Origin of the sequence: Sediminibacterium sp. C3 (genome assembly GCF_000508085.1) — a bacterium.
Classification (GTDB): domain Bacteria; phylum Bacteroidota; class Bacteroidia; order Chitinophagales; family Chitinophagaceae; genus Sediminibacterium.
Genome location: NZ_KI669560.1, coordinates 724,735 through 745,369 on the forward strand (window position 1 = coordinate 724,735; position 20,635 = coordinate 745,369).

Sequence of the window (20,635 nt, forward strand, 5' to 3'; positions counted from 1 at the left end):
AGCCAGAGTTTACTACTTAACTTCTTCAAAATCAAGGTAATCGCCCTTGCTGGCTGTGCCTGAAAATGTGCTATTCCCTGAACTGGAAGTTTGTTTTTGCTGGCTGGAATTTTGATTGTTCCGGAATGCTTCCTGTTGCTGATAGGCTTGTTCTGCCTGCATTTCTGCCATTTTCTTTTTCAACTGGCTGGCTGTTCGGCTTACCGGTATAACCAGTCCAAAAATAAAACGGTACAAAAAATAGATGGCCAAACACCAGAATAATACTTTAAACATAAGGTTGTAAAACTACCGATAAAGCTTAAAACCGATTGTTAAATACTGCTAAAACACTCAATGCAGTAAAAATTTGGATTCTAGCCTATTTTTTGTATACCTTTGCAGTAAGCTAAGAAACAAAAGAAGGGAACGACTATCGTTCCCTTCTCCTTTTTTACTATGGCAACAGATAAAAATTTAGGACAGATAGAAGCATTTCTTCAGACTTTACTGGCAGATGAGCCCAGTTATTTTCTGGTTTCTGTAAAAGTTAAGCCTACAGACAATATCAAGGTATTTCTGGACGGCGATAATGGGCTTCCCATTGAGAAATGTGTTTACTTTAATAGAAAACTCTATCATATGATAGAAGAAGCAGGCCTTTATGAAGAAGGTGCTTTTTCATTGGAAGTTTCTTCTCCTGGGATTGACGAACCGCTCAAGCTAAAAAGACAGTACCAGAAAAATATTGGAAGAACCATTCAAGTGGTGTTTAATGACAATACCATCAAGGAAGGAGTTTTGGAAACAGTTGCAGAAGCAGACATTATGTTACAGAGCACCTCGGGTAAAGGCAAAAAGGCAGTAACAGAACAGATACTTATTCCTTTTGAAAATATAAAATCAACAACCGTTCAAATTAAATTTTAGCAGAATAAAAAAACAGCGTTATGGCAAGTATAAACTTAATTGAAGCGTTTCAGGAGTTTAAAGACGCGGAAAATATTGATCGTCCCACGATGATGAAAGTGGTTGAAGACGTGTTTAAAACCTTACTACGTAAGAAGTTTGGCGCCGATGACAACTTCGACGTAATTGTAAACGCGGAAAAAGGTGACCTTGAAATCATCCGAAGAAGAATGATTGTGGAAGATGGAGAAGTGAATGATCCACTTGCTGAAATTGCTTATTCAGAAGCTGCCAAAATTGAACCCGATTTTGAAGTTGGTGAGGAATTGTATGAAGAAGTTGATATTCTTGACTTCGGACGCAGAGCTATTTTAGCTGCCAAGCAAACATTGGCAAGCCGAATCAGCGACCTTAAGAAAAACGTTCTGGTTAAAAAGTACGGCGACCGTATCGGTGAAATCATCAGCGCAGAAGTATATCAGGTTTGGAAGAAGGAAGTATTATTATTAGACGAGGAAGGCAATGAGTTGATTCTACCTAAATCGGAGCAGATTCCTCAGGACTACTTTAAAAAGGGCGAAAATATCCGCGCAGTTGTTGCCAGAGTAGACATGAAGAATAATACACCGGTTATTATCCTTTCCAGAACCAGCCCATTATTCCTAGCCAAATTGCTTGAAATTGAAGTGCCTGAAATTTTTGATGGCCTGATTGCTATTAAGAAAATCGTTCGTGAACCAGGTGACAGGGCAAAAGTTGCGGTTGAATCTTATGACGACCGTATTGATCCGGTTGGAGCATGTGTGGGTATGAAGGGTAGTAGAATTCACGGAATTGTTCGTGAATTGAAAAATGAGAACATTGATGTTATCAACTTTACTACCAATATTCAATTGTTGATTCAGCGTTCATTAACACCTGCTAAAATCAGTTATATGGACCTGGATAATGAGAAAAAGCAGGCCAATGTTTACTTAAAAGCCGATCAGGTTTCATTGGCCATCGGACGCAGAGGGGTAAACATTAAGTTGGCTTGTGAATTAACTGGTTATGAGATTGATGTGTACCGTGAAGACGAAGAAATTACCGATGAATTTGATATTGATCTGGATGAATTCAGCGACGAAATTGAAACCTGGATTATTGACGAGTTCAAGAAAATCGGTTGTGATACCGGACGTAGTATTTTAAAACTAACTGTTGATGAATTGGAGCGCAGAACAGACCTTGAGCGCGAAACCATTGAAGAAGTTAGAAAAGTATTACAAGAAGAATTTGATAGAGAAGAATAAGCAGCCAATAACCACGTATATTTGTCAAGTATGCGTGGCTTGATTGTTACGCATATTAGGACCCAAAAACAAAGAATGTCAGAACTGAAATTACCGAGACTGTTAGCAGCCGCCAAAGAATTCAACATTGGTCAGGATACCCTGATTGAATTTTTGGTGAAGAAAGGATTTAACAGAGATGACCTGAAGCCTACTGCAAAGCTTCAGGAAGACCATTACCGTGCCCTGCAGGCAGAATTCCAGGGCGATAAAGTTGCCAAGAACAAAGCTGACCAGGTAGAAATTCCAAAAGGAGGTCAAACAGAGGCGAAGAAGAAAAAAGACGAGGAAGAAATTACTTTCAGAAAAGAAGAGAAGAAACCTGTAGCTGAACCAGCTGCTCCTCCTGTTCAGCCGACAGTTGTTACTAAAGAAGAAGTGATAGAAAAGGAACCGGAACCAGTTGCACCAGCAGCCCCGGTTACCCCAGAGCCAGTTGCTGAACAACCGAAACCAGCGCCAGCACAAGCTCCGGAAACACCTTCCGAGAAAGCCCCTGTTGAAAAAGCTGTGGCTGAAGTTGTTAAGCCAGAGCCTACTACTATAGAAGGCCCAAAAGTGATCAATAAGATAGATTTATCTACCATTGATTCATCAACCCGACCAAAGAAGACCCCTAAGAAGCAAGAACCTGCGGTTGAAAAGAAGGCAGAAGCTACAAAGCCTGCACCTGCACCGGAAACTTCGGTTCCAGTACAGGCAGCCCCTGTTGCAAAAGTGCCGGACCCTGCTCCTACAGCCGTTCCAGCTCCCCCAGCAGCAGAAACAGCACCTACTATTGAAAATATTCGTGCTGAAAAACTGGAAGGCCCTAAAATTTTAGGAAAAATTGAGCTTCCCATCAATAGTGATACCCGTCCGAAGCCAATGGGCAGAGATGAGAAACGCAAACGCAAACGTATTCCTGTTGATAAGAAGGGAGAACCTAATACCAATGTTCCTAAAGATGCGGAAGGAAGACCATTGACGGGCCCTAATCGTCCGATTGTACCTGCGAGAAATAACAATGCTAATAGCGGAGGTGGTGGATTCAACAGAGGCGGACAAGGTCAGGGTGGATTCAATAGAGGTGGTCAAGGTGGCGGAAACAGAAGAAATGATAGAAATGCGCCACGTACAGAAGAAAAGGAAATAGATCAAAAAGCAATTCAGGAAAAAATAAGAGAAACCCAGGCTAAGCTTGCCGGAACGGGTGGCAGAGGTAAGAGCTTAAAAGCAAAATACCGCAGAGCCAAGCGTGATGAAGCAGCTGAATCAATGGGTGAGGAAATGTCGGATGACAACAAACTTCAGGTTACTGAATTTGTAACGGTAAGTGAGTTGGCCAACCTGATGGATGTAAGTTTTGCCGATGTAATTGGCAAGTGTATGAACCTGGGTATTATGGTTTCTATTAATCAGCGTTTAGATGCTGAGGTAATTGAACTGGTTGCCAGTGAGTTTGGTTTTGAAGTTGAATTTATTGGATTGGAAGACGTTGATGAATTAGAGGGAGATGATGATGTGGATGATGAAGCAGATTTACAGGAGCGTCCTCCAATTGTTACCATCATGGGTCACGTTGACCACGGTAAAACTTCCTTGTTAGACTATATCCGTAACGCGAATGTAGTTGCCGGGGAAGCGGGTGGTATCACTCAACATATTGGTGCTTATGAAGTAACCTTGCCTAACGGTAAAGCCATTACCTTCCTGGATACTCCTGGTCACGAGGCGTTTACCGCCATGCGTGCTCGTGGTGCCAAGGTAACCGATATCTCTATTATTGTGGTTGCTGCAGACGATGCGGTGATGCCTCAGACAAAAGAAGCCATCAGTCACTCTCAGGCCGCATCTGTTCCGATGATTTTTGCGGTGAATAAAATAGACAAGGACGGAGCCAATCCTCAAAAAATATACGAGCAACTTTCTCAGATGAATATTCTGGTGGAAGCCTGGGGTGGTAAATTCCAGAACCAGGAACTGTCTGCTAAACAAGGTTTGAATGTTGATCTTCTATTAGAGAAAGTATTGTTGGAAGCTGAATTATTAGACCTGAAAGCCAATCCTAACAGAGAGGCAGTAGGTACAATCATTGAAGCATCTCTTGATAAAGGAAGAGGATATGTAGCAACTATTCTGGTTCAGAATGGTACTTTACGTCAAGGGGATTTGATTGTTTCCGGACAATATTTTGGTAGAGTAAAAGCCATGTTTAATGAGCGTAATCAGCGCATTAATGAAGCTCCACCTTCTACTCCTGTGGTTATCCTAGGGTTGAACGGTGCACCTCAGGCGGGCGAGAAATTCAAAGTATTCGAAGACGAGGCAGAAGCAAAAGAAATAGCTACTAAGAGAGCCCAGATTTCCAGAGAGCAAGGACTTCGTGCCCGTAAGCATATCACATTGGATGAAATTGGCCGTCGTTTGGCATTGGGTAACTTTAAAGAACTCAATATTATCATCAAAGGGGATGTGGACGGTTCTGTAGAAGCATTGAGCGACTCTTTACAAAAACTAAGTACGGCTGAAATTGCAGTGAGAGTAGTGTTGAAAGGTGTGGGCCAGATATCTGAAAGTGATGTGTTGTTGGCTACAGCTTCTGATGCCATTATCATTGGATTTAACGTACGTCCTTCTATGCAGGCCAACAGATTGGCTGATACAGAAGGCGTGCAGATTAAGCTATACTCTATTATCTACCAGGCTATTGATGAAATCAAGAGTGCCATGGAAGGTATGCTTGAGCCTAAGATTCAGGAAAAGATTACAGCTAACGTTGAAGTTAGAGAAGTATACAAGTTTGATAAAGCCACTGTGGCCGGTTGTTATGTACTGGAAGGTAAAATTGCCAGAAACAGTAAGATCAGAATTATCAGAGACGGTATTGTGGAATATCCAAAAGGAGAAGGCCAGAGTGCTGAACTTGGCAGCTTGAAACGCTTTAAAGATGACGTAAAAGAAGTATCTACCAATATGGAGTGTGGATTAACCATTAAAAACTTCAATGACCTGAAAGTTGGGGATATTGTAGAAGCATTTGAGGAAGAAGAAGTGAAGCGTACTTTATAAATTGTTAACAGACATAAAGCCTCAAACCTGGTGTTTGGGGCTTTTATAATTTGTTAAAAGGTTTGGCAACAGCTGAAAACCATATTAGTTTGATTATTTTTGAATACTATGCAAGGGATGAACAAAATTGGAATGCTGCTCGTAATTATGCTGTTTGCTATTGGCTTTACAGCTGATGCGCAATCTAAAAAAGTGGTTGCTGATAAAATTATTGGACAGGTTGGCGATAAAATTATTCTTCGTTCTGATGTAATGAATACCATTGCCGATGCCAAGCGTCAAACGCAGGGTCAGGAAAATGTAATATTACCCAGCGAGTGTCAGGTTCTGGAAGGACAATTGATTAGGAAAGCATTATTGCTTCAGGCCCAGAAGGATTCTCTTAAAGTAGAGGATGACGAAATTGAGGCTGAACTTGACAATCGTATTCGTCAGACGATTCAGCAATACGGTTCAAAAGATATATTGGAAGAGATTGCAGGCAAAACTGTCTATCAGTTAAAAGATGATTTCAGAGAAGCTTTTCGTGAACAGAAGCTTGCGGATCAGATGCAACGTAAAATTGTTGACAATATTAAAATAACCCCAACAGAGGTTAAGCAATACTTTAGTAAGACCCCAACTGATAGTTTACCCTTCTATGAAAGCGAAGTGGAAATAAGTCAAATCATGATGATTCCCAAAGCTAATAAAGACGTGGAAGAGTATGTGGCCAAGCAATTGTATGATTACAAAAAACAGGCTGAAACACAGGGGCCCAAGAAATTTGAACAGCTGGCGAAAAATTTTTCGGAAGATCCTGCTGTTAAGGAAAATGCGGGTCAGTATACCTTAAATAGAAATGATAAGTTTTGGGATCCGGCATTCCTGGCTGGTGCTTTCCGTTTAAAGGAAGGTCAGATTTCACCTGTAATCAAGTCTAAGTTTGGTCTGCATATTATCATGATGATTAGTAGATCCGGCGATGAAGCCATCGTTCGCCATATTCTGAGAATTCCTCCCATTACGGAAGATGAAATTAAGGAGACAACCGATAAACTAGATTCAATCCGCGTGCAGATTCAGTCAAGCAAAATCAGTTTCCCAGAAGCGGTAAGCAAGTATTCAGACGATGAAAATAGTAAGTTCAGTGCTGGTGCCATGGTTGGTAGAGATGGATCTACCTTTATTTCTCTGGACATGTTAGATAAAGACATGATTCAGCCCATCAGTAAAATGAAACCGGGTGATATATCTGCTCCACAGGTTTACCAGGATGAGCGCGGAAGAAAAGTGGTCCGTATCATCTACTTTAAATCCAGGAAGGATCCACACAGAGAAAACCTGAAAGACGATTACAATCGTATTGCCCAGCGTGCTTTGGAAGAAAAAAAGAATGCTACACTGGAAAAATGGTTCAAGGATCGCATACCCACCTATTATGTCTTAATAGACAATGAGTTCAACAAATGTCCTGAGCTGGAGCAATGGAAGCAGGCTGCTGCCAATGCTGCTGCTGGTAGAAAACAACAGGATTAATTAACTCCACAATTGCCCCATTTTACCTAAAAACAAGCAAAGGAAAAAAAATTTGGAAAATACATGTATATACATGTATTTTTGCATTGTGAAATTAGAACAAGCCATACAAAGTAATAAATTCAAGAATGAAATGCATAAAGCAAGTCTGAATATATTGTATACAGCTTGGTGGTTAAAGACGCAAATGAGTAAGGTTTTAAAGGAGTTTGGGTTAACACACGAGCAATACAATGTAATGCGCATATTAAAGGGGAAGTATCCCGAACAAATGTGTGTGAAGGATATTAGTTGCAGAATGATTGAGAAAAGCTCAAATGTTCCCAGAATTATCGACAGGCTGGTCTTAAAAAAATTGGTTAAACGTGCGGATTCTCCCACAGATAAAAGAGAAACTGTCATCACATTAACACAGGCCGGAATTGCGGTGTTGGCAGCTTCAACAGAAAGTGTGAACCAGTTAATGGAGCAAATGGTACAGATAGAGACCCAAGAGGCACAAGAGCTTAACCGATTATTAGAGAGAATGAGGGGCACAGAAGTCTAGTTTTTTTTAATTAAATACATGTATATACACTTAAATAATTTTTTATGAAAACCGTTTTACACAAGGCCAACACCAGAGGACATAACAGTTTTGGTTGGTTAAACAGCTACCACAGTTTTAGTTTTGGACATTACTATGACCCGGAAAGGATTCATTTTGGTGCATTGAGGGTATTGAATGATGATACAGTTGCTGCAGGGATGGGATTCGGCAAGCATCCACATGATAATATGGAAATTGTATCAATTCCACTTTCTGGTGACTTACATCACCAGGACAGTACAGGAAGAAATGAAATTATCCGTCAACACGATGTACAGATCATGAGTGCGGGAACAGGAATTGCCCATAGCGAAATGAACGCCAATAAAGACAAGGAAGTAAAATTTCTGCAAATATGGGTTTTGCCAAAGCAAATGAATATTGCTCCCAGATATGAGCAAAAATCATTTAATCCGGCAGATCGTCAGAATGAAATTTTAACCGTTGTTGCTCCTGATCATAAAGACGCTGTTTGGATTAACCAGGATGCATGGTTTTCTCTGGCTGGTTTTGATGCAGGCAGATCCGCCATTTATGAACTTAAGAAGCCCGAAAGTGGCGTCTATGTTTTTGTAATTGCCGGCAAAGCTTCTATCAATGGTATTGAATTGAATGAGCGGGATGGCTTAGGCATTTCTGAAGTTGAACAACTTGAGATTTTTGCCAATAGTCAGACTGAATTATTGTTAATTGAAGTTCCCATGAACATAAACTTATCATAAGATGAAAAACAGAACAATTGAAACCATTGCCTACGGACAGCCTATGGATATGGGAGGTTTTCCCATACGCCAGGCATTGCCTTCCAGTAAGGCGGATAGCATCGATCCCTTCCTGCTATTGCACCATGCGGTGTTGAAAGTGGATCCCAATGTGGATGTTAAACATGCAGGGGTGGGTCCTCATCCGCATCGTGGTTTCTCCCCTGTTACTTTTATTTTTAAAGGAGGAGTGCATCACCGCGACAGTCGCGGAAACAGTCATGTGGTATACGAAGGGGGCACCCAATGGATGAATGCCGGAATGGGTGTTATCCATAGTGAGCGCCCTCCTGCAGATATTCAGCAATTGGGTGGTGTACAGGAATTAATTCAATTATGGATTAATACGCCCGCTGCCAATAAAATGGAAGAACCGGCCTATATACCCGTTTCAAAGGAAGAAACACCGGTCGTTTATTCTGAAGATAAATTGGCAGAAGTACAGGTTGTAGCTGGCGAACTCAATGGTGTTAAAGGCGCGATTGTGCCGCATACTTCCATTAATATGTTTACCATTCGGTTACAGAAGGGAGCAAAAATTGATATTCCTTTTTCCAATACCCACAATGCATTCATTTATGTATTGAATGGAAAAATTCTCTTGAATCAGGAAGAGTTGCCTGCCCATTATCTGGCATCATTTCATAAAGACGGTGATGGCATTTCCATCAACGCATCGGAAGAAACCACGTTATTAATGGGTACGGGTGAACCATTGAATGAACCCGTTGTTTCTCATGGACCCTTTGTGATGAACAACCAAACCCAGTTACTGGAAGCCTTCCGGGATTATCAGATGGGTAAAATGGGCATCCTCATAGAAGAGTAAAAAACAATTAAAACAAAACCTTCATTTTAAATCAATAAAAATTACAACAATGGCTATTTACAAAATCGACCTCATGCACAGTGAAGTAACTTTTAAAGTGAAACACTTAATGATCACCAATGTAACCGGTAGTTTTCAGCAATTTGATGCTACAATGGAAGCAAACGCAGAAGATTTCAGCGATGCTAAAATCAGCTTTGAAGCAGATATCAATAGTATTTCTACTGGTAACGAACAAAGAGATACCCACTTGAAGAGTGATGATTTTTTCTCTGCTGAACAATTTCCTAAGTTAAGTTTTACTTCTACTTCTTTTACCCATAAGGGTGGATCTGATTATGTTTTAAACGGAGACCTGACAATTAAGGGCAATACCAAGCCTGTAAGTCTGAATGTTGAATTCGGCGGAAGAATGACTGATTTCTACGGTCAGGATAAAGCTGGTTTTGAAATTTCCGGTAAGATCAACAGAAGTGAGTTTGGCCTAACCTGGAGTGCTGTAACCGAAGCAGGTGGTGTGGTAGTAAGTGATGAAATTAAGTTAAACCTGGCTGTTCAAATGGTTAAGCAAGCATAGTCTTTGCATACCATTGAACCCTTCACCTGAAAGAATGTTATAGTTATATGCAAATCGAAATTATATCCGGAAGTCCCAGAAAAGACAGTGTAACGTATAGAATTGCCCTTCACTTACAGGAGCATCTGCGTAAACACACCGATCATATGGTAGGAATTATTGATGTGAGAGAATGGAAACTACCTTTATTGGAAACGGTTTTTTCTTCCGTAGATCAGACCCCAGAAGCCTATAAGCCATTGGCAAAAAGAATTTTTGCTGCCAATGCCTTTATTTTGGTAACACCCGAATACAATGGAAGCTATGCACCGGCATTACAGAATTTGCTGGACCATTTTCCTAAGCAAACCAGAAAAGCTTTTGGATTGGTAACCGCTTCTGTTGGTGCAATGGGAGGGATGCGTGCGTCTCAGCAATTGTTGTTGCTGGTTCCTGGCTTGTTTGGTATAGCTTCTCCGCATATGCTGATTGTTCCTCAGGTAGATAAAAAGTTTGATGCCGCTGGTCAGCTCACTGATCCGGGATTCCAGGGCGCTACAGATAATTTTGTCAGAGAATTCTTATGGCTGGCCGGGAATTTACTACCCGAAACGGTGGCAGAAAAACGAACCGTATATAATTAATTTTTAAAAGGGTGGCGGAGTTGTAACTTCGCCATTCCTTTTTATACAGCATCATGAGCGACGAAATAAAACACGAATGCGGACTTGCCTACATTCGTTTGCGCAAACCCTTCTCTTATTACCTCCAGCAGCATGGAACGGTTACGTATGGCTTAAATAAGCTATATCTTTTAATGGAAAAACAGCACAACCGTGGTCAGGATGGAGCGGGGATTGCAACCGTTAAATTGAATATTGAGCCAGGGAATCCTTATCTGCACAGAATGCGTAGTAACGCTCAGCAACCAATTGCTGATTTGTTTTTTAAAATTGGTCAGGAAATCCAGGAACTGGAAAAATACCAGGCAGATATTAAACAACATCCGGGTCTAATGAAAGGCCATCTTCCTTTTTTGGGAGAATTATTGCTGGGCCATCTTCGTTATGGTACACAGGGTAAAAACAATGTTGAATTCTGTCATCCCTTTATCAAAAGAAATTTAATGCCAGGTAAGAATCTGGCATTGGCTGGAAATTTTAATCTCGTTAATACCGATGAGTTATTTGAAAAAATAGGATTTCAGCCAGGAGATTTTCAGAAGCAAAGTGATTTGGCTGCCATGATGGAAGTGGTTCACCATTATCTGGTAAAGGAGGATGATGCCAATCCCAATAATGCTGATATCACAAATGTATTGAAGAAAGCAACCCCCCTGTTTGATGGTGGATATACCATTGGCGGTTTATTGGGTAATGGACATAGTTTCATTATGCGTGATGCCCACGGTATCAGACCTGCTTACTATTATGTAAACGAAGAAGTGATTGTAGCAGCCAGTGAGCGGGCAGCCATCCGAACAACATTTAATGTTGCCGAAAACGAAGTGAAGGAATTAATGCCGGGCACGGCCTTGATTGTAGATGATAAAGGAAATTATTCCATAGAAACCATTCTGACTCCAAAGGAAAGAAGAGCCTGTTCTTTTGAAAGAATTTATTTCTCAAGAGGTAGTGATGAAAAAATTTATCGGGAAAGAATTGCATTGGGGCATCATTTAAGCAAGACTGTTCTGGAAAGTATCTCCTATGATTTAAAGAATACCATTTTCTCCTATATCCCCAATACCGCTGAAGTAGCATTTTATGGTTTGGTAAAGGGCATGGAAGAGTATCTGAATAAGATTAAAGTGGAGAGAATATTGAGCTGGGGTAATGATTTTAGCCCGGAAAAGCTGGAAGAAATGGTGAACAGAAAGATTCGCCAGGAAAAGATTGCCATCAAGGATGTGAAGCTCAGAACCTTTATTACCGAAGATGCCAATAGAAATGAAATGGTTCAGCACGTCTACGATATTACTTATGGTACTGTTCGTAAAAATGAAGATACACTGGTAGTGATTGACGACAGTATTGTAAGAGGAACTACTTTAAAGGAAAGTATCATCAGAATGCTTTCACGTTTGCATCCTAAGAAAATTATTGTGGTTTCTTCTGCACCACAAATCCGTTATCCGGATTGCTATGGAATTGATATGAGTAAGCTGGGAGACTTTATTGCATTCAGAGCAGCGATTGCTTTGCTAAAAGAAAGAAACCTGGATCATATACTGAATGAAGTGGAGCAACAGATTCTGGAAATGGAAGCAAACGGAACACTCCACACAGAAAATCTAGTTCGTCAGATTTATAAGCCATTTACCACACAGGAAATTTCCAATAAGATTGCGCAACTGATTACACCAGAAGGAGTAAATGTTGAAGTTGAAGTAATTTATCAGACCATTGAAGATTTACATGAGTGTTGTCCTACCAATACCGGTGACTGGTATTTTACAGGAAATTATCCTACACCAGGCGGAAACAAAGTGGTGAATAAGGCATTCCTGAATTTCTTAAGCGGCAAAAACATAAGAGGTTACTAAATCAGGGTAGAATATGGTTCTCGTAAGCAAAGCTTACCAGGTGTGCCAGATTTTTTACGTTGAATCTTTTGTATAAAGGCTGTATTCTTTTTTCTATAGCTGAAGCAGAGACGCCGAGTTTGTCTGCTATTTCTTTAAAGGAATAACCTTTTGCTACATAGCTTAAGGCTTCTTTTTCCTTTCCGGAAATAGTGAGAAATTTCTGTACTGCTTTGTTGATTACTTTTTCAAATTCTTCCTTATCAGGTCCATGTACATCATACCGCATTACTATGCCAAAATGAATATTTCGATTGATCCTGAATCTCCCGATAATATAATCTACTCCTCCGTTTTCATCCACCGTTAAAATCCCGATTTTAGCTTCCATGGGAACAACGCTTCCGTCTTTATGGATTTTTTTGAGTTCTACGGTAAAGCTATAATCTTTAATACCCGTTTTTCTGCTGAGCAGGAACTCAATGGTTTTGGCATTGATTTCATGGGAAAAAGCAAGATAGGAAGCATCCGTTTGTCTGATGATTTGCTGCAGGGTGATTTCATCATCTTTAAATCCCAGGGTTTCCTCCCATCCATCCGCATAAATCAGTTTTTTATCCTTGAATGAGTATATGTAGATGGCTTCATCAGCAAACCGGATTAAACTTCTTTTATACTGCTGATATATGGGACAATTCTTGTCGGCTGGCAAATCGGTTATAATAGCCGGATCTATTTCTGCAATTTTATTCGGCTTTTTCATGGATACAAGGTACAAAAAACTGTGTAATTACACAGTTGTTCAACGTTGTGTATTGACTTAGCTTTGCAAGGATTAGCTATCGGGGGGTAGTTAATTTTAAGGTCGCATTCCGAAAGGTAAGCGGCCTTTTTTATACCCTATAACAGAATGCATTGATATTCATTCCGGCTCCAACAGAGGCAAACATGACTATATCCCCTTTTGAAAGCTGATGTTCAGGCATTTCACCTCGTTTTACCAGATCATATAAAGTTGGGATAGTAGCTACCGAGCTGTTGCCGAATTTGTGAATGCTCATCGGCATTATATTCTCGGGAATCTCCCGAATTCCGTAGAGTTTAAACAGGGCTTTGATAAATCCTTCATCCATTTTTTCATTCGCTTGGTGCAAAAAAAACTTCTTTACATCCCGAACATCTACTTCGCTTTTTTCCAGACAGGCTTTCATGGCAAGGGGAACATTTTTAATGGCATACTCGTACACTTTTCTCCCTTTCATCTTGATATATCTTACTGCAGGATCCGCATCAGGCAAATAGGATTTACCCATGGTAATATATCGTAGTTCATCATTGCAATGACTTTGCATACTGCTGGCAATAATACCAGCATCGGTATTGTCTCCTTCTACAGCTTCTATTATAGTAGCTCCGGCTCCATCACTGAAAATCATACTATCTCTGTCGTAATGATCAATAACCCTGCTCAAGGTTTCTGTACCAATTACCAGACAACGCTTTGCCAGCCCGGCTTTTATAAATGCATCCGCCTGAGTAACACCTAAAATCCAACCCGGACAACCGAATAAAATATCATAGGCAACGCAATTTGGATTAACAATTCCCAATGCATGTTTAATATGAGAAGCCAATGCAGGAACTGCATCAGACTGAATGGTATTCTTTATTACGTTGCCGAAATTATGCGCAACAATAATCTGGTCAATGGTTTCATGATCAATGCCTGCATCTTCAATAGCATGTTTGGCGGCTATTGCTCCCATATCGCAGGCAGTAAACTCGTTACCTGCGTATCTTCTTTCTTCAATGCTTGTGATGTCTTTGAACTTCTCTACAATTTCAGCAGATGGTGTCGGAATTTTCAGATGATCTTCTCCATAAAAATCCTGGTTGGCAAAATCTTTATTGGTTTTTATATGCGGAGGAATATAACTTCCTGTACCAGTGATTACCGTTCTGATTCCCATTGATATTTAATTTGTTACTCCTTCAAATGTAATCATAAATAAAAAGGGATGGCAAGCCATCCCCTTATAATTTTTAGTATGCTAACAAGCGTTTATAAGTATTGGTCTCCCTTATTGCGTTTTACTTCTGCAACATATTCTTTAATGGCTTGTTCTTTTTCTTTTTTACAAATCATCAATACATCAGGTGTATCAACTACAATAAAATCGTCAAGTCCTTGTAGTAATAATAATTTTTCTTTTGGTGCTGAAACCATGCACTTAGTGGCATCAATGATGATTACATTTTCAGAAGCTACTGCATTGCCCAAATAGTCTTTTTCAAGATTGTCATAAGCACTGTTCCAGGTTCCTAAATCGCTCCAGCCAAAGGATGATGGTATAACATAAACATTGTCTGCCTTTTCCATTATCGCGAAGTCAATTGATACATTAGTGCATAGTGGATAAATGCGATTAATGGCATCTTTTTCTGTAGGCGTATTGAAATGTACTTTTTCTGCTTCAAAAAGCTCATACATTTCAGGCTGAAATTTTTCAAAAGCCTTCATTACATTTTTAACCTGCCACACAAATATGCCGGCATTCCATAAAAAGTCTCCACTGGCCAAAAAGGTCTTGGCCAATTCAAGATTGGGTTTTTCTGTGAAAGTCTTCACTTTGTAAATACCATCTGCCACCTGCATGGGTTCGTGCTGAATGTAGCCGTATCCCGTATTGGGGTGAGTTGGTTTTATTCCCAGTGTTACCAGTGAATTGATATGTGAAACAAAATCCAATCCTTGTAAAGTGATTTTTCGGAAATTTTCATTGTCCAGAATCATATGATCACTTGGCGCAACAATTAGTGATGCTTCCGGATCCTTCTGCAATAATTTATATGAGATATAAGCCACACAGGGTGCTGTGTTTTTTCTGCTTGGCTCGGCCAGAATATTTTCTGCTTTTAACTCAGGTAGTTGCTCCTGTACAATGGAAACATATTCTTCCGAAGTAACAATAAAAATATTATCGTTCGGAATAAATGCTGCATAACGCTCATAGGTCCATCGGATCAATGATTTTCCTGTATTCAATATATCCAGAAACTGCTTGGGATAACTGGTTCTGCTTTGTGGCCAGAAACGACTTCCAATCCCTCCTGCCATGATGGCAACATAATGGTGTTGATTCATTTGATTGACTTTAATTGCTGCAATACAAACGATTTCAATTTAAACTTATTGCTCAGTTTATACAATTCCCTCCCTAATTAAATCATGCAGATGAATGATACCCATATACTTACCTTTTTCGGCTACTACCAACTGACTAATGTCTTTTTGACGAATCAACTCCAGGGCTTCAACTGCCATTGCCTGAGGCGAAATGGTTACCGGATCGGGAGATAAAATATTGGCAGCACAAATGGTTGAAATATCACTGGTTTTTTCCAGCATTCTTCTTAAATCTCCATCAGTAATGATGCCGATTAGTAAATTTTCCTCATTAACAACAGCAGTTACACCCAGCCGATTCTGTGTAATTTCTACAATGACTTCCTTTAAGCTGGCAGTAGGTAAAACAGCTGGTTTTTGATTGTTTTCTGATAAATCTTCAACCCTCAGGTACAAGCGCTTACCCAAATTGCCCCCGGGATGAAATCTGGCAAAGTCCCTGTTGTTGAATTGGTTCAATTCCATAAGGCAAACAGCCAGTACGTCGCCCATAACCATCTGTGCAGTAGTACTGCTGGTTGGGGCCAGGTTATTGGGGCAGGCTTCCCTTTCAACGGTTGTATTAATAACCAGGTTGGCTTTTTGAGCCAGATAACTATCCATATTGCCAACCATGCCAATTAATAAGTTGCCAAAATTGTTGATTAGGGGGATCAGAACCTTAATTTCAGGGCTCTCCCCGCTTTTACTAATCAGCATTACTACATCATCAGAAGTTATCATTCCCAGATCTCCATGGATGGCATCCGCAGCATGCATAAACAATGAGGGGGTTCCGGTTGAATTTAACGTGGCTACAATTTTTTGGGCAACAATGGCACTTTTACCTATCCCACTCACAATCAATCGGCCTTTTGTATGATGAATTGCCTGAATAATTTTTTCAAAATCATCATTGATAAACTCCTTCAATCCCTGAATGGAAGCCATTTCAGTATCAATGGTTTGCCGGGCTATGGTCTGGATATTTGTATTCATGCTTAGCAAAGGTAAACTTTAACAGCTTTGGTCGGGTATTGCATATTGGATTCATTAACTTCGCAACCCTTTTGCAAAATAGCTTGATTTTTAGGCTATTTGTTGAAATAAATAAGGAAAAAAGGCAAAAATTGTTTAACTTTTACAGACACTGATTGTTCTTGTGAAGTAAATAGATATCCCCCAATGGCAACGACTACAAAAAAAGCAGTAACCAGGAAATCAACAGCCAAAAAAACGGCTGGTGCAAGCCAATATCCTATACATGCAGCTTTAGAGCAATATTTTGGATTTAAAGAATTTAAAGGAACTCAGGAAGCGGCCATTAACAGTCTTTTAGACGGGAAAGACACATTTGTAATTATGCCCACAGGCGGAGGGAAAAGTCTCTGCTATCAGTTACCAGCCCTGATGCTGGATGGTTGTGCCATAATTGTATCTCCATTGATTGCCCTGATGAAAAACCAGGTGGATTTGGTTAGAGGATACAGTGAAAATGATGAAGTTGCCCATTTTTTGAATTCTTCCCTGAATAAAAGTCAGATTAAAGCGGTAAAAGACGATCTTAACAGCGGTAAAACCAAATTATTATACGTTGCACCGGAAACCCTGACCAAACAGGAAAACCTGGAATATTTCAGTGATCTGAATATTTCCTTTTTTGCAGTAGATGAAGCACACTGTATTTCAGAATGGGGACATGACTTCAGACCAGAGTACAGAAGACTCAGGGAAATGATGGACATGATTCATCCCGACAAACCGGTGATTGCGCTAACGGCTACTGCTACTCCTAAAGTTCAAAGTGATATTGTTAAGAATCTGGGTTTAAGAGAAGCCAATATTTTTATTTCCTCCTTTAACCGAACCAATCTGTTCTATGAAATTCTACCCAAGATTCAAAAGGAGCAAACCGTAAAAAGCATTGTAAAATTCATTACGCAGCATAAGGGGAAGAGTGGGATTATTTATACCCTAAACAGAAAAACAACTGAGGAGCTGGCAGAATTGCTGGTGGCGAATAAAATTAAAGCCGTGGCTTATCACGCAGGTCTTGATCAGAAACTAAGAGCCGAGCGTCAGGATCAGTTTCTGAATGAAGATGTGCAGGTGATTGTAGCCACCATTGCATTTGGTATGGGTATTGACAAACCGGACATCCGTTTTGTAATTCATTTTAATATTCCCAAATCAATCGAGAATTATTATCAGGAAACAGGCAGAGCGGGTCGGGATGGTCTGGAAGGTATTTGTGTATTGTATTATTCTCATAAAGATGTATCCAAGCTGGAACACCTGATGCGCGATAAACCTCTGAGTGAAAGAGAAGTGGGTGCTCAATTAATTGATGAAATGGTGGCCTATTCTGAAAGTGCAGTTTGTAGAAGAAAGATTCTCTTACATTATTTCGGGGAAACTACGGCAACTGAAAACTGCGGACTTTGTGATAACTGTAAGAATCCAAAAGAAAAATTTGAAGCCAAAGAAGAAGTAGTAAAAGTGCTAAAGGTGGTAAATGCGCTGGATGGAAGATTTGTTGCCGATTATGTAGTAAATGTTTTAACCGGGAAGCTTACACCACAGATTACCATGTTCCGTCATGATAGTTTACCAGAATTTGGAATTGGTAAAGACAAGGAAACACATTTGTGGAATAGTTTAATCAGACAGCTGTTACTTGAAAACTTATTGCTAAAAGATATTGAAGAGTATGGTTTATTGAAAGTGAGTGAAAAAGGGCTTAAATACCTCAAGAAGCCATCCTCCTTTAAAATGGTTTTGAATAATCTGTTTGAAGACGCCAATGCTGATGATGACGAAAACGAATCTGGCTCTCAGTCTGGTGCTGCCACAGACGAACAGTTATTTACCATGCTGAAAGAGCTTAGACAAAAAGAGGCGAAGAAAAAAAGTTTACCTCCCTTTGTTATTTTCCTTGAAAGTTCTTTACAGGATATGGCAACCTTGTATCCAACCACATTGGATGAAATGAGTAAGTGTCAGGGTGTAAGTAAAGGGAAAGCCCTGAAATATGGTAAACCTTTTGTGGAATTGATTGCCAGTTATGTTGAAGAGAATAATATTGAAAAGCCCGATGATTTTGTCATGCGCAGCGTAGCCAATGCTGCAAGCAACAAAATTTACATTATACAGAATGTAGATAAAAAAATTCCACTGGAAACCATTGCAAGGAATAAAGATTTGAAACTTGACCAATTATTGGAAGAGATGGAAACCATTGCTGCAAGTGGAACCAGGCTGAATCTGGATTATGCCATTGATGAATGGCTGGGCGAAGATGAGCAGGATGAAATTCTGGAATATTTCAAAAGCTGTGAAACTTCTTCACTCGATGTTGCCCGTGAAGAGCTTGCTGAATTTGACTTTAACTGGGAGCAGTTAAAAATCATGAGGATCAAATTCCTGAGTGTTTACGGCAATTAATTTACTTATTAGAATAACTGCTGATACGCTGTTTCAGGTTTTCGCGGATATTCAGATAGTATAAATTAATATCGCCTACATGATAGTTTTTGGTTGTATAAAAAATATTTCCAAAAAATCTGGGTTTGTTTGTCCATAAAACATTCCCTTCAATTTTGGCAGAAGCAACCCTAGGGACTATTTTATTAAAATTCAGCAGTATTCCTCCCATGTTTAAGCTGGCATCTGCAACGGCAGGTTCTTCATTCCAGGTTAATGGATTTGTAACGATTGCCTTATTTTCTTCTTTTAAAATGATTGGGGGCGTATACCCTGTTTTATAGGTGCGCCAACCTACAATACATCCTGTCTGATTGTTGGTTTTACAGGATTGAATATGGGTATACTCATTCTCTGAAACCGGTATTCCAATTAAATAGGCAGCAATTAACTTTTTTTGCAGTGGCTGATTGTCAAAAAATTCCTTAACTAATCTTTTCCCATGAGTGGTTCCCTGGCTATGTGCTGCTATGATAATGGGTTTACCTTCATTGTAATGGTTTAAATAATGTACAAATGCAGCTTTTATATCCTGATAAGCCAATTCAAAAGCCGCTATAGCTGATAAGCTGTCTGCTGAATTCTTTGGAAAATAAGCCTGTAAATTGGCTTGACGATACCTTGGTGCAAAAATCTTACCTGCCTGATTAAATGCACTTGCCTGAAATAAAATGGTACTATAATCTGTTTTGGCATTGAGCTCATTGTTATTGATGGGTGCACTGTTTCCATACGGTAAATCACTATCAGTATAAGTAGTAGGATGAATAAAAAACACATCTACTGTGCTATCTGTTACTGCTGTTGATTTCAAAGGTTCAGGTATACTGTCTGCCGGATCTTTTTTATCCGGATGCGCTGCCCAAAACACTTATAACTAAAACCAATAAGGCTAACTTTTTCATAGAATAAAGTTCACTCTTTTTATTGGATTGGTTTACAATGCCTGCTATTATTGAATTTCCTGTATTTTCGTATAAACTTTTGTTATGGCCATACCAGTTGTTGATTTAGCACAGTTTACGCATGGAACTCCCGAAGAGAAAGCCGCATTTGTACAGGCATTGGGAAAAGCATATGAAGAAGTTGGATTTGTTGCGGTTAAAAACCATGGGGTTCCAGATCAGTTGATTGCCCATCAATATGAATATGTACAGCAGTTTTTTTCTCTTCCGCTCGAGAAGAAAAAGCAATATGAAATTCCCGGCTTGGCAGGTCAGCGAGGATATACTTCTTTTGGTAAAGAGCACGCAAAAGGCAGTGAGGCCCCTGATTTAAAAGAATTCTTTCAATATGGTCAAACGGTAGAAGATCGGGATGCCATTCAATCTGAATATCCCGATAACGTTCAGGTTTCAGAAATTGCTCCTTTCAATGAAACCTTATACAATGCGTACAGGAATTTTGAAAAAAGCGGAAAAGCCCTCCTGCAGGCGATAGCGTTGTATCTGGGTCTTGACGAACATTATTTTGATGAGCATATCCACAATGGAAATTCCATCTTGCGTTGTATCCATTATCCGCCTATTACATCTGAACCTAAATCAGCTATAAGAGCAGAACAACACGAAGACATCAATCTGATTACGCTATTGGTAGGTGCTTCTGCCGATGGTTTGCAGATTCTGACCAAACAGGGAGAGTGGGTGAATGTTACTTCCTTGCCAGAACAGATTGTGGTGAATGTAGGTGATATGTTGCAGCGACTAACCAATAATAAATTAAGAAGCACAACGCATCGGGTAGTTAATCCGGCCAGAGAACTATGGCATACCAGCAGATTTTCCATGCCATTTTTCCTTCATCCCAGAAGTGAAATGAGCCTTGCCTGTCTGGAAAGTTGTATTGATGAGCAGAACCCCAAAGCATATCCGGACACAACTGCCGGTGAATACCTCGATGAAAGGTTAAGAGAAATTGGACTAAAGAAATAGTCTGC

General features: G+C 39.9%; 18 protein-coding genes. 12 read left to right on the top strand and 6 right to left on the bottom strand.

Translation table 11 applies throughout. The features are described 5' to 3' along the window. Positions 1–12 precede the first annotated feature (12 nt). Entirely contained in the window at positions 13–276 is a 264-nt protein-coding gene (locus F777_RS0103420) for a DUF4834 family protein (protein ID WP_026750812.1), read from the bottom strand. A gap of 162 nt (positions 277–438) precedes the next feature. On the opposite strand from F777_RS0103420, the gene F777_RS0103425 reads away from it, so the two are divergent. The 10 genes from F777_RS0103425 to F777_RS0103470 all read left to right on the top strand — a co-directional run bounded on the left by F777_RS0103425 (position 439) and on the right by F777_RS0103470 (position 12,068). After that, positions 439–909, top strand: coding sequence for an LSm family protein (locus F777_RS0103425; protein WP_026750813.1), 471 nt, complete (start codon positions 439–441; stop codon positions 907–909). A gap of 20 nt (positions 910–929) precedes the next feature. Next, positions 930–2,180 (top strand): transcription termination factor NusA, encoded by a 1,251-nt coding sequence (gene nusA, locus F777_RS0103430; RefSeq protein WP_026750814.1) that lies wholly within the window; start codon positions 930–932, stop codon positions 2,178–2,180. A gap of 75 nt (positions 2,181–2,255) precedes the next feature. Then, complete coding sequence (gene infB, locus F777_RS0103435) at positions 2,256–5,270, top strand: translation initiation factor IF-2 (RefSeq protein ID WP_026750815.1); 3,015 nt, start codon at positions 2,256–2,258, stop codon at positions 5,268–5,270. A 117-nt stretch (positions 5,271–5,387) separates the two neighbouring features. Next, positions 5,388–6,788 (top strand): peptidylprolyl isomerase, encoded by a 1,401-nt coding sequence (locus F777_RS0103440; RefSeq protein WP_026750816.1) that lies wholly within the window; start codon positions 5,388–5,390, stop codon positions 6,786–6,788. An 88-nt stretch (positions 6,789–6,876) separates the two neighbouring features. Next, positions 6,877–7,335: a MarR family winged helix-turn-helix transcriptional regulator gene (locus tag F777_RS0103445; RefSeq protein ID WP_026750817.1), complete on the top strand. Its 459-nt coding sequence runs from the start codon at positions 6,877–6,879 to the stop codon at positions 7,333–7,335. Between the two features lie 44 nt (positions 7,336–7,379). Further along, positions 7,380–8,099: a pirin family protein gene (locus F777_RS0103450; protein ID WP_026750818.1), complete on the top strand. Its 720-nt coding sequence runs from the start codon at positions 7,380–7,382 to the stop codon at positions 8,097–8,099. Position 8,100: 1 nt separating this feature from the next. Further along, entirely contained in the window at positions 8,101–8,967 is an 867-nt protein-coding gene (locus F777_RS0103455) for a pirin family protein (RefSeq protein WP_026750819.1), read from the top strand. Between the two features lie 49 nt (positions 8,968–9,016). Then, complete coding sequence (locus F777_RS0103460; RefSeq protein WP_026750820.1) at positions 9,017–9,544, top strand: YceI family protein; 528 nt, start codon at positions 9,017–9,019, stop codon at positions 9,542–9,544. A gap of 47 nt (positions 9,545–9,591) precedes the next feature. After that, the gene (locus tag F777_RS15590; protein WP_051408406.1) at positions 9,592–10,167 is read left to right on the top strand and encodes an NADPH-dependent FMN reductase; all 576 of its coding nucleotides are present in this window, start codon (positions 9,592–9,594) and stop codon (positions 10,165–10,167) included. Positions 10,168–10,220: 53 nt separating this feature from the next. Beyond that, on the top strand, positions 10,221–12,068 hold the full coding sequence (locus F777_RS0103470) for an amidophosphoribosyltransferase (protein WP_026750821.1): 1,848 nt from the start codon (positions 10,221–10,223) through the stop codon (positions 12,066–12,068). 1 nt (position 12,069) lies between these two features. On the opposite strand, the gene F777_RS0103475 is transcribed toward F777_RS0103470, so the two are convergent. From F777_RS0103475 to F777_RS0103490, 4 genes are all read right to left on the bottom strand, one after another. Beyond that, positions 12,070–12,810, bottom strand: a complete 741-nt coding sequence (locus F777_RS0103475) for a LuxR C-terminal-related transcriptional regulator (protein WP_051408407.1) — start codon at positions 12,808–12,810, stop codon at positions 12,070–12,072. 130 nt (positions 12,811–12,940) lie between these two features. Beyond that, complete coding sequence (locus F777_RS0103480) at positions 12,941–14,017, bottom strand: 3-oxoacyl-ACP synthase III family protein (RefSeq protein ID WP_026750823.1); 1,077 nt, start codon at positions 14,015–14,017, stop codon at positions 12,941–12,943. 92 nt (positions 14,018–14,109) lie between these two features. Continuing rightward, the gene (locus tag F777_RS0103485) at positions 14,110–15,192 is read right to left on the bottom strand and encodes a mannose-1-phosphate guanylyltransferase (RefSeq protein ID WP_026750824.1); all 1,083 of its coding nucleotides are present in this window, start codon (positions 15,190–15,192) and stop codon (positions 14,110–14,112) included. A gap of 57 nt (positions 15,193–15,249) precedes the next feature. Continuing rightward, on the bottom strand, positions 15,250–16,212 hold the full coding sequence (locus F777_RS0103490) for a KpsF/GutQ family sugar-phosphate isomerase (RefSeq protein ID WP_026750825.1): 963 nt from the start codon (positions 16,210–16,212) through the stop codon (positions 15,250–15,252). Positions 16,213–16,398: 186 nt separating this feature from the next. Here F777_RS0103490 and recQ point away from each other — a divergent pair, with 186 nt between their 5' ends. Continuing rightward, positions 16,399–18,657: a DNA helicase RecQ gene (gene recQ, locus F777_RS0103495; protein WP_081720452.1), complete on the top strand. Its 2,259-nt coding sequence runs from the start codon at positions 16,399–16,401 to the stop codon at positions 18,655–18,657. A 1-nt stretch (position 18,658) separates the two neighbouring features. Here the strand turns inward: recQ and F777_RS15595 are convergent, their stop codons facing one another. Beyond that, complete coding sequence (locus F777_RS15595; protein WP_051408408.1) at positions 18,659–19,567, bottom strand: DUF3089 domain-containing protein; 909 nt, start codon at positions 19,565–19,567, stop codon at positions 18,659–18,661. Positions 19,568–19,685: 118 nt separating this feature from the next. Between F777_RS15595 and F777_RS0103505 the strand changes: the two genes are divergently transcribed. After that, complete coding sequence (locus F777_RS0103505) at positions 19,686–20,630, top strand: isopenicillin N synthase family dioxygenase (RefSeq protein ID WP_026750827.1); 945 nt, start codon at positions 19,686–19,688, stop codon at positions 20,628–20,630. Positions 20,631–20,635 lie beyond the last annotated feature (5 nt).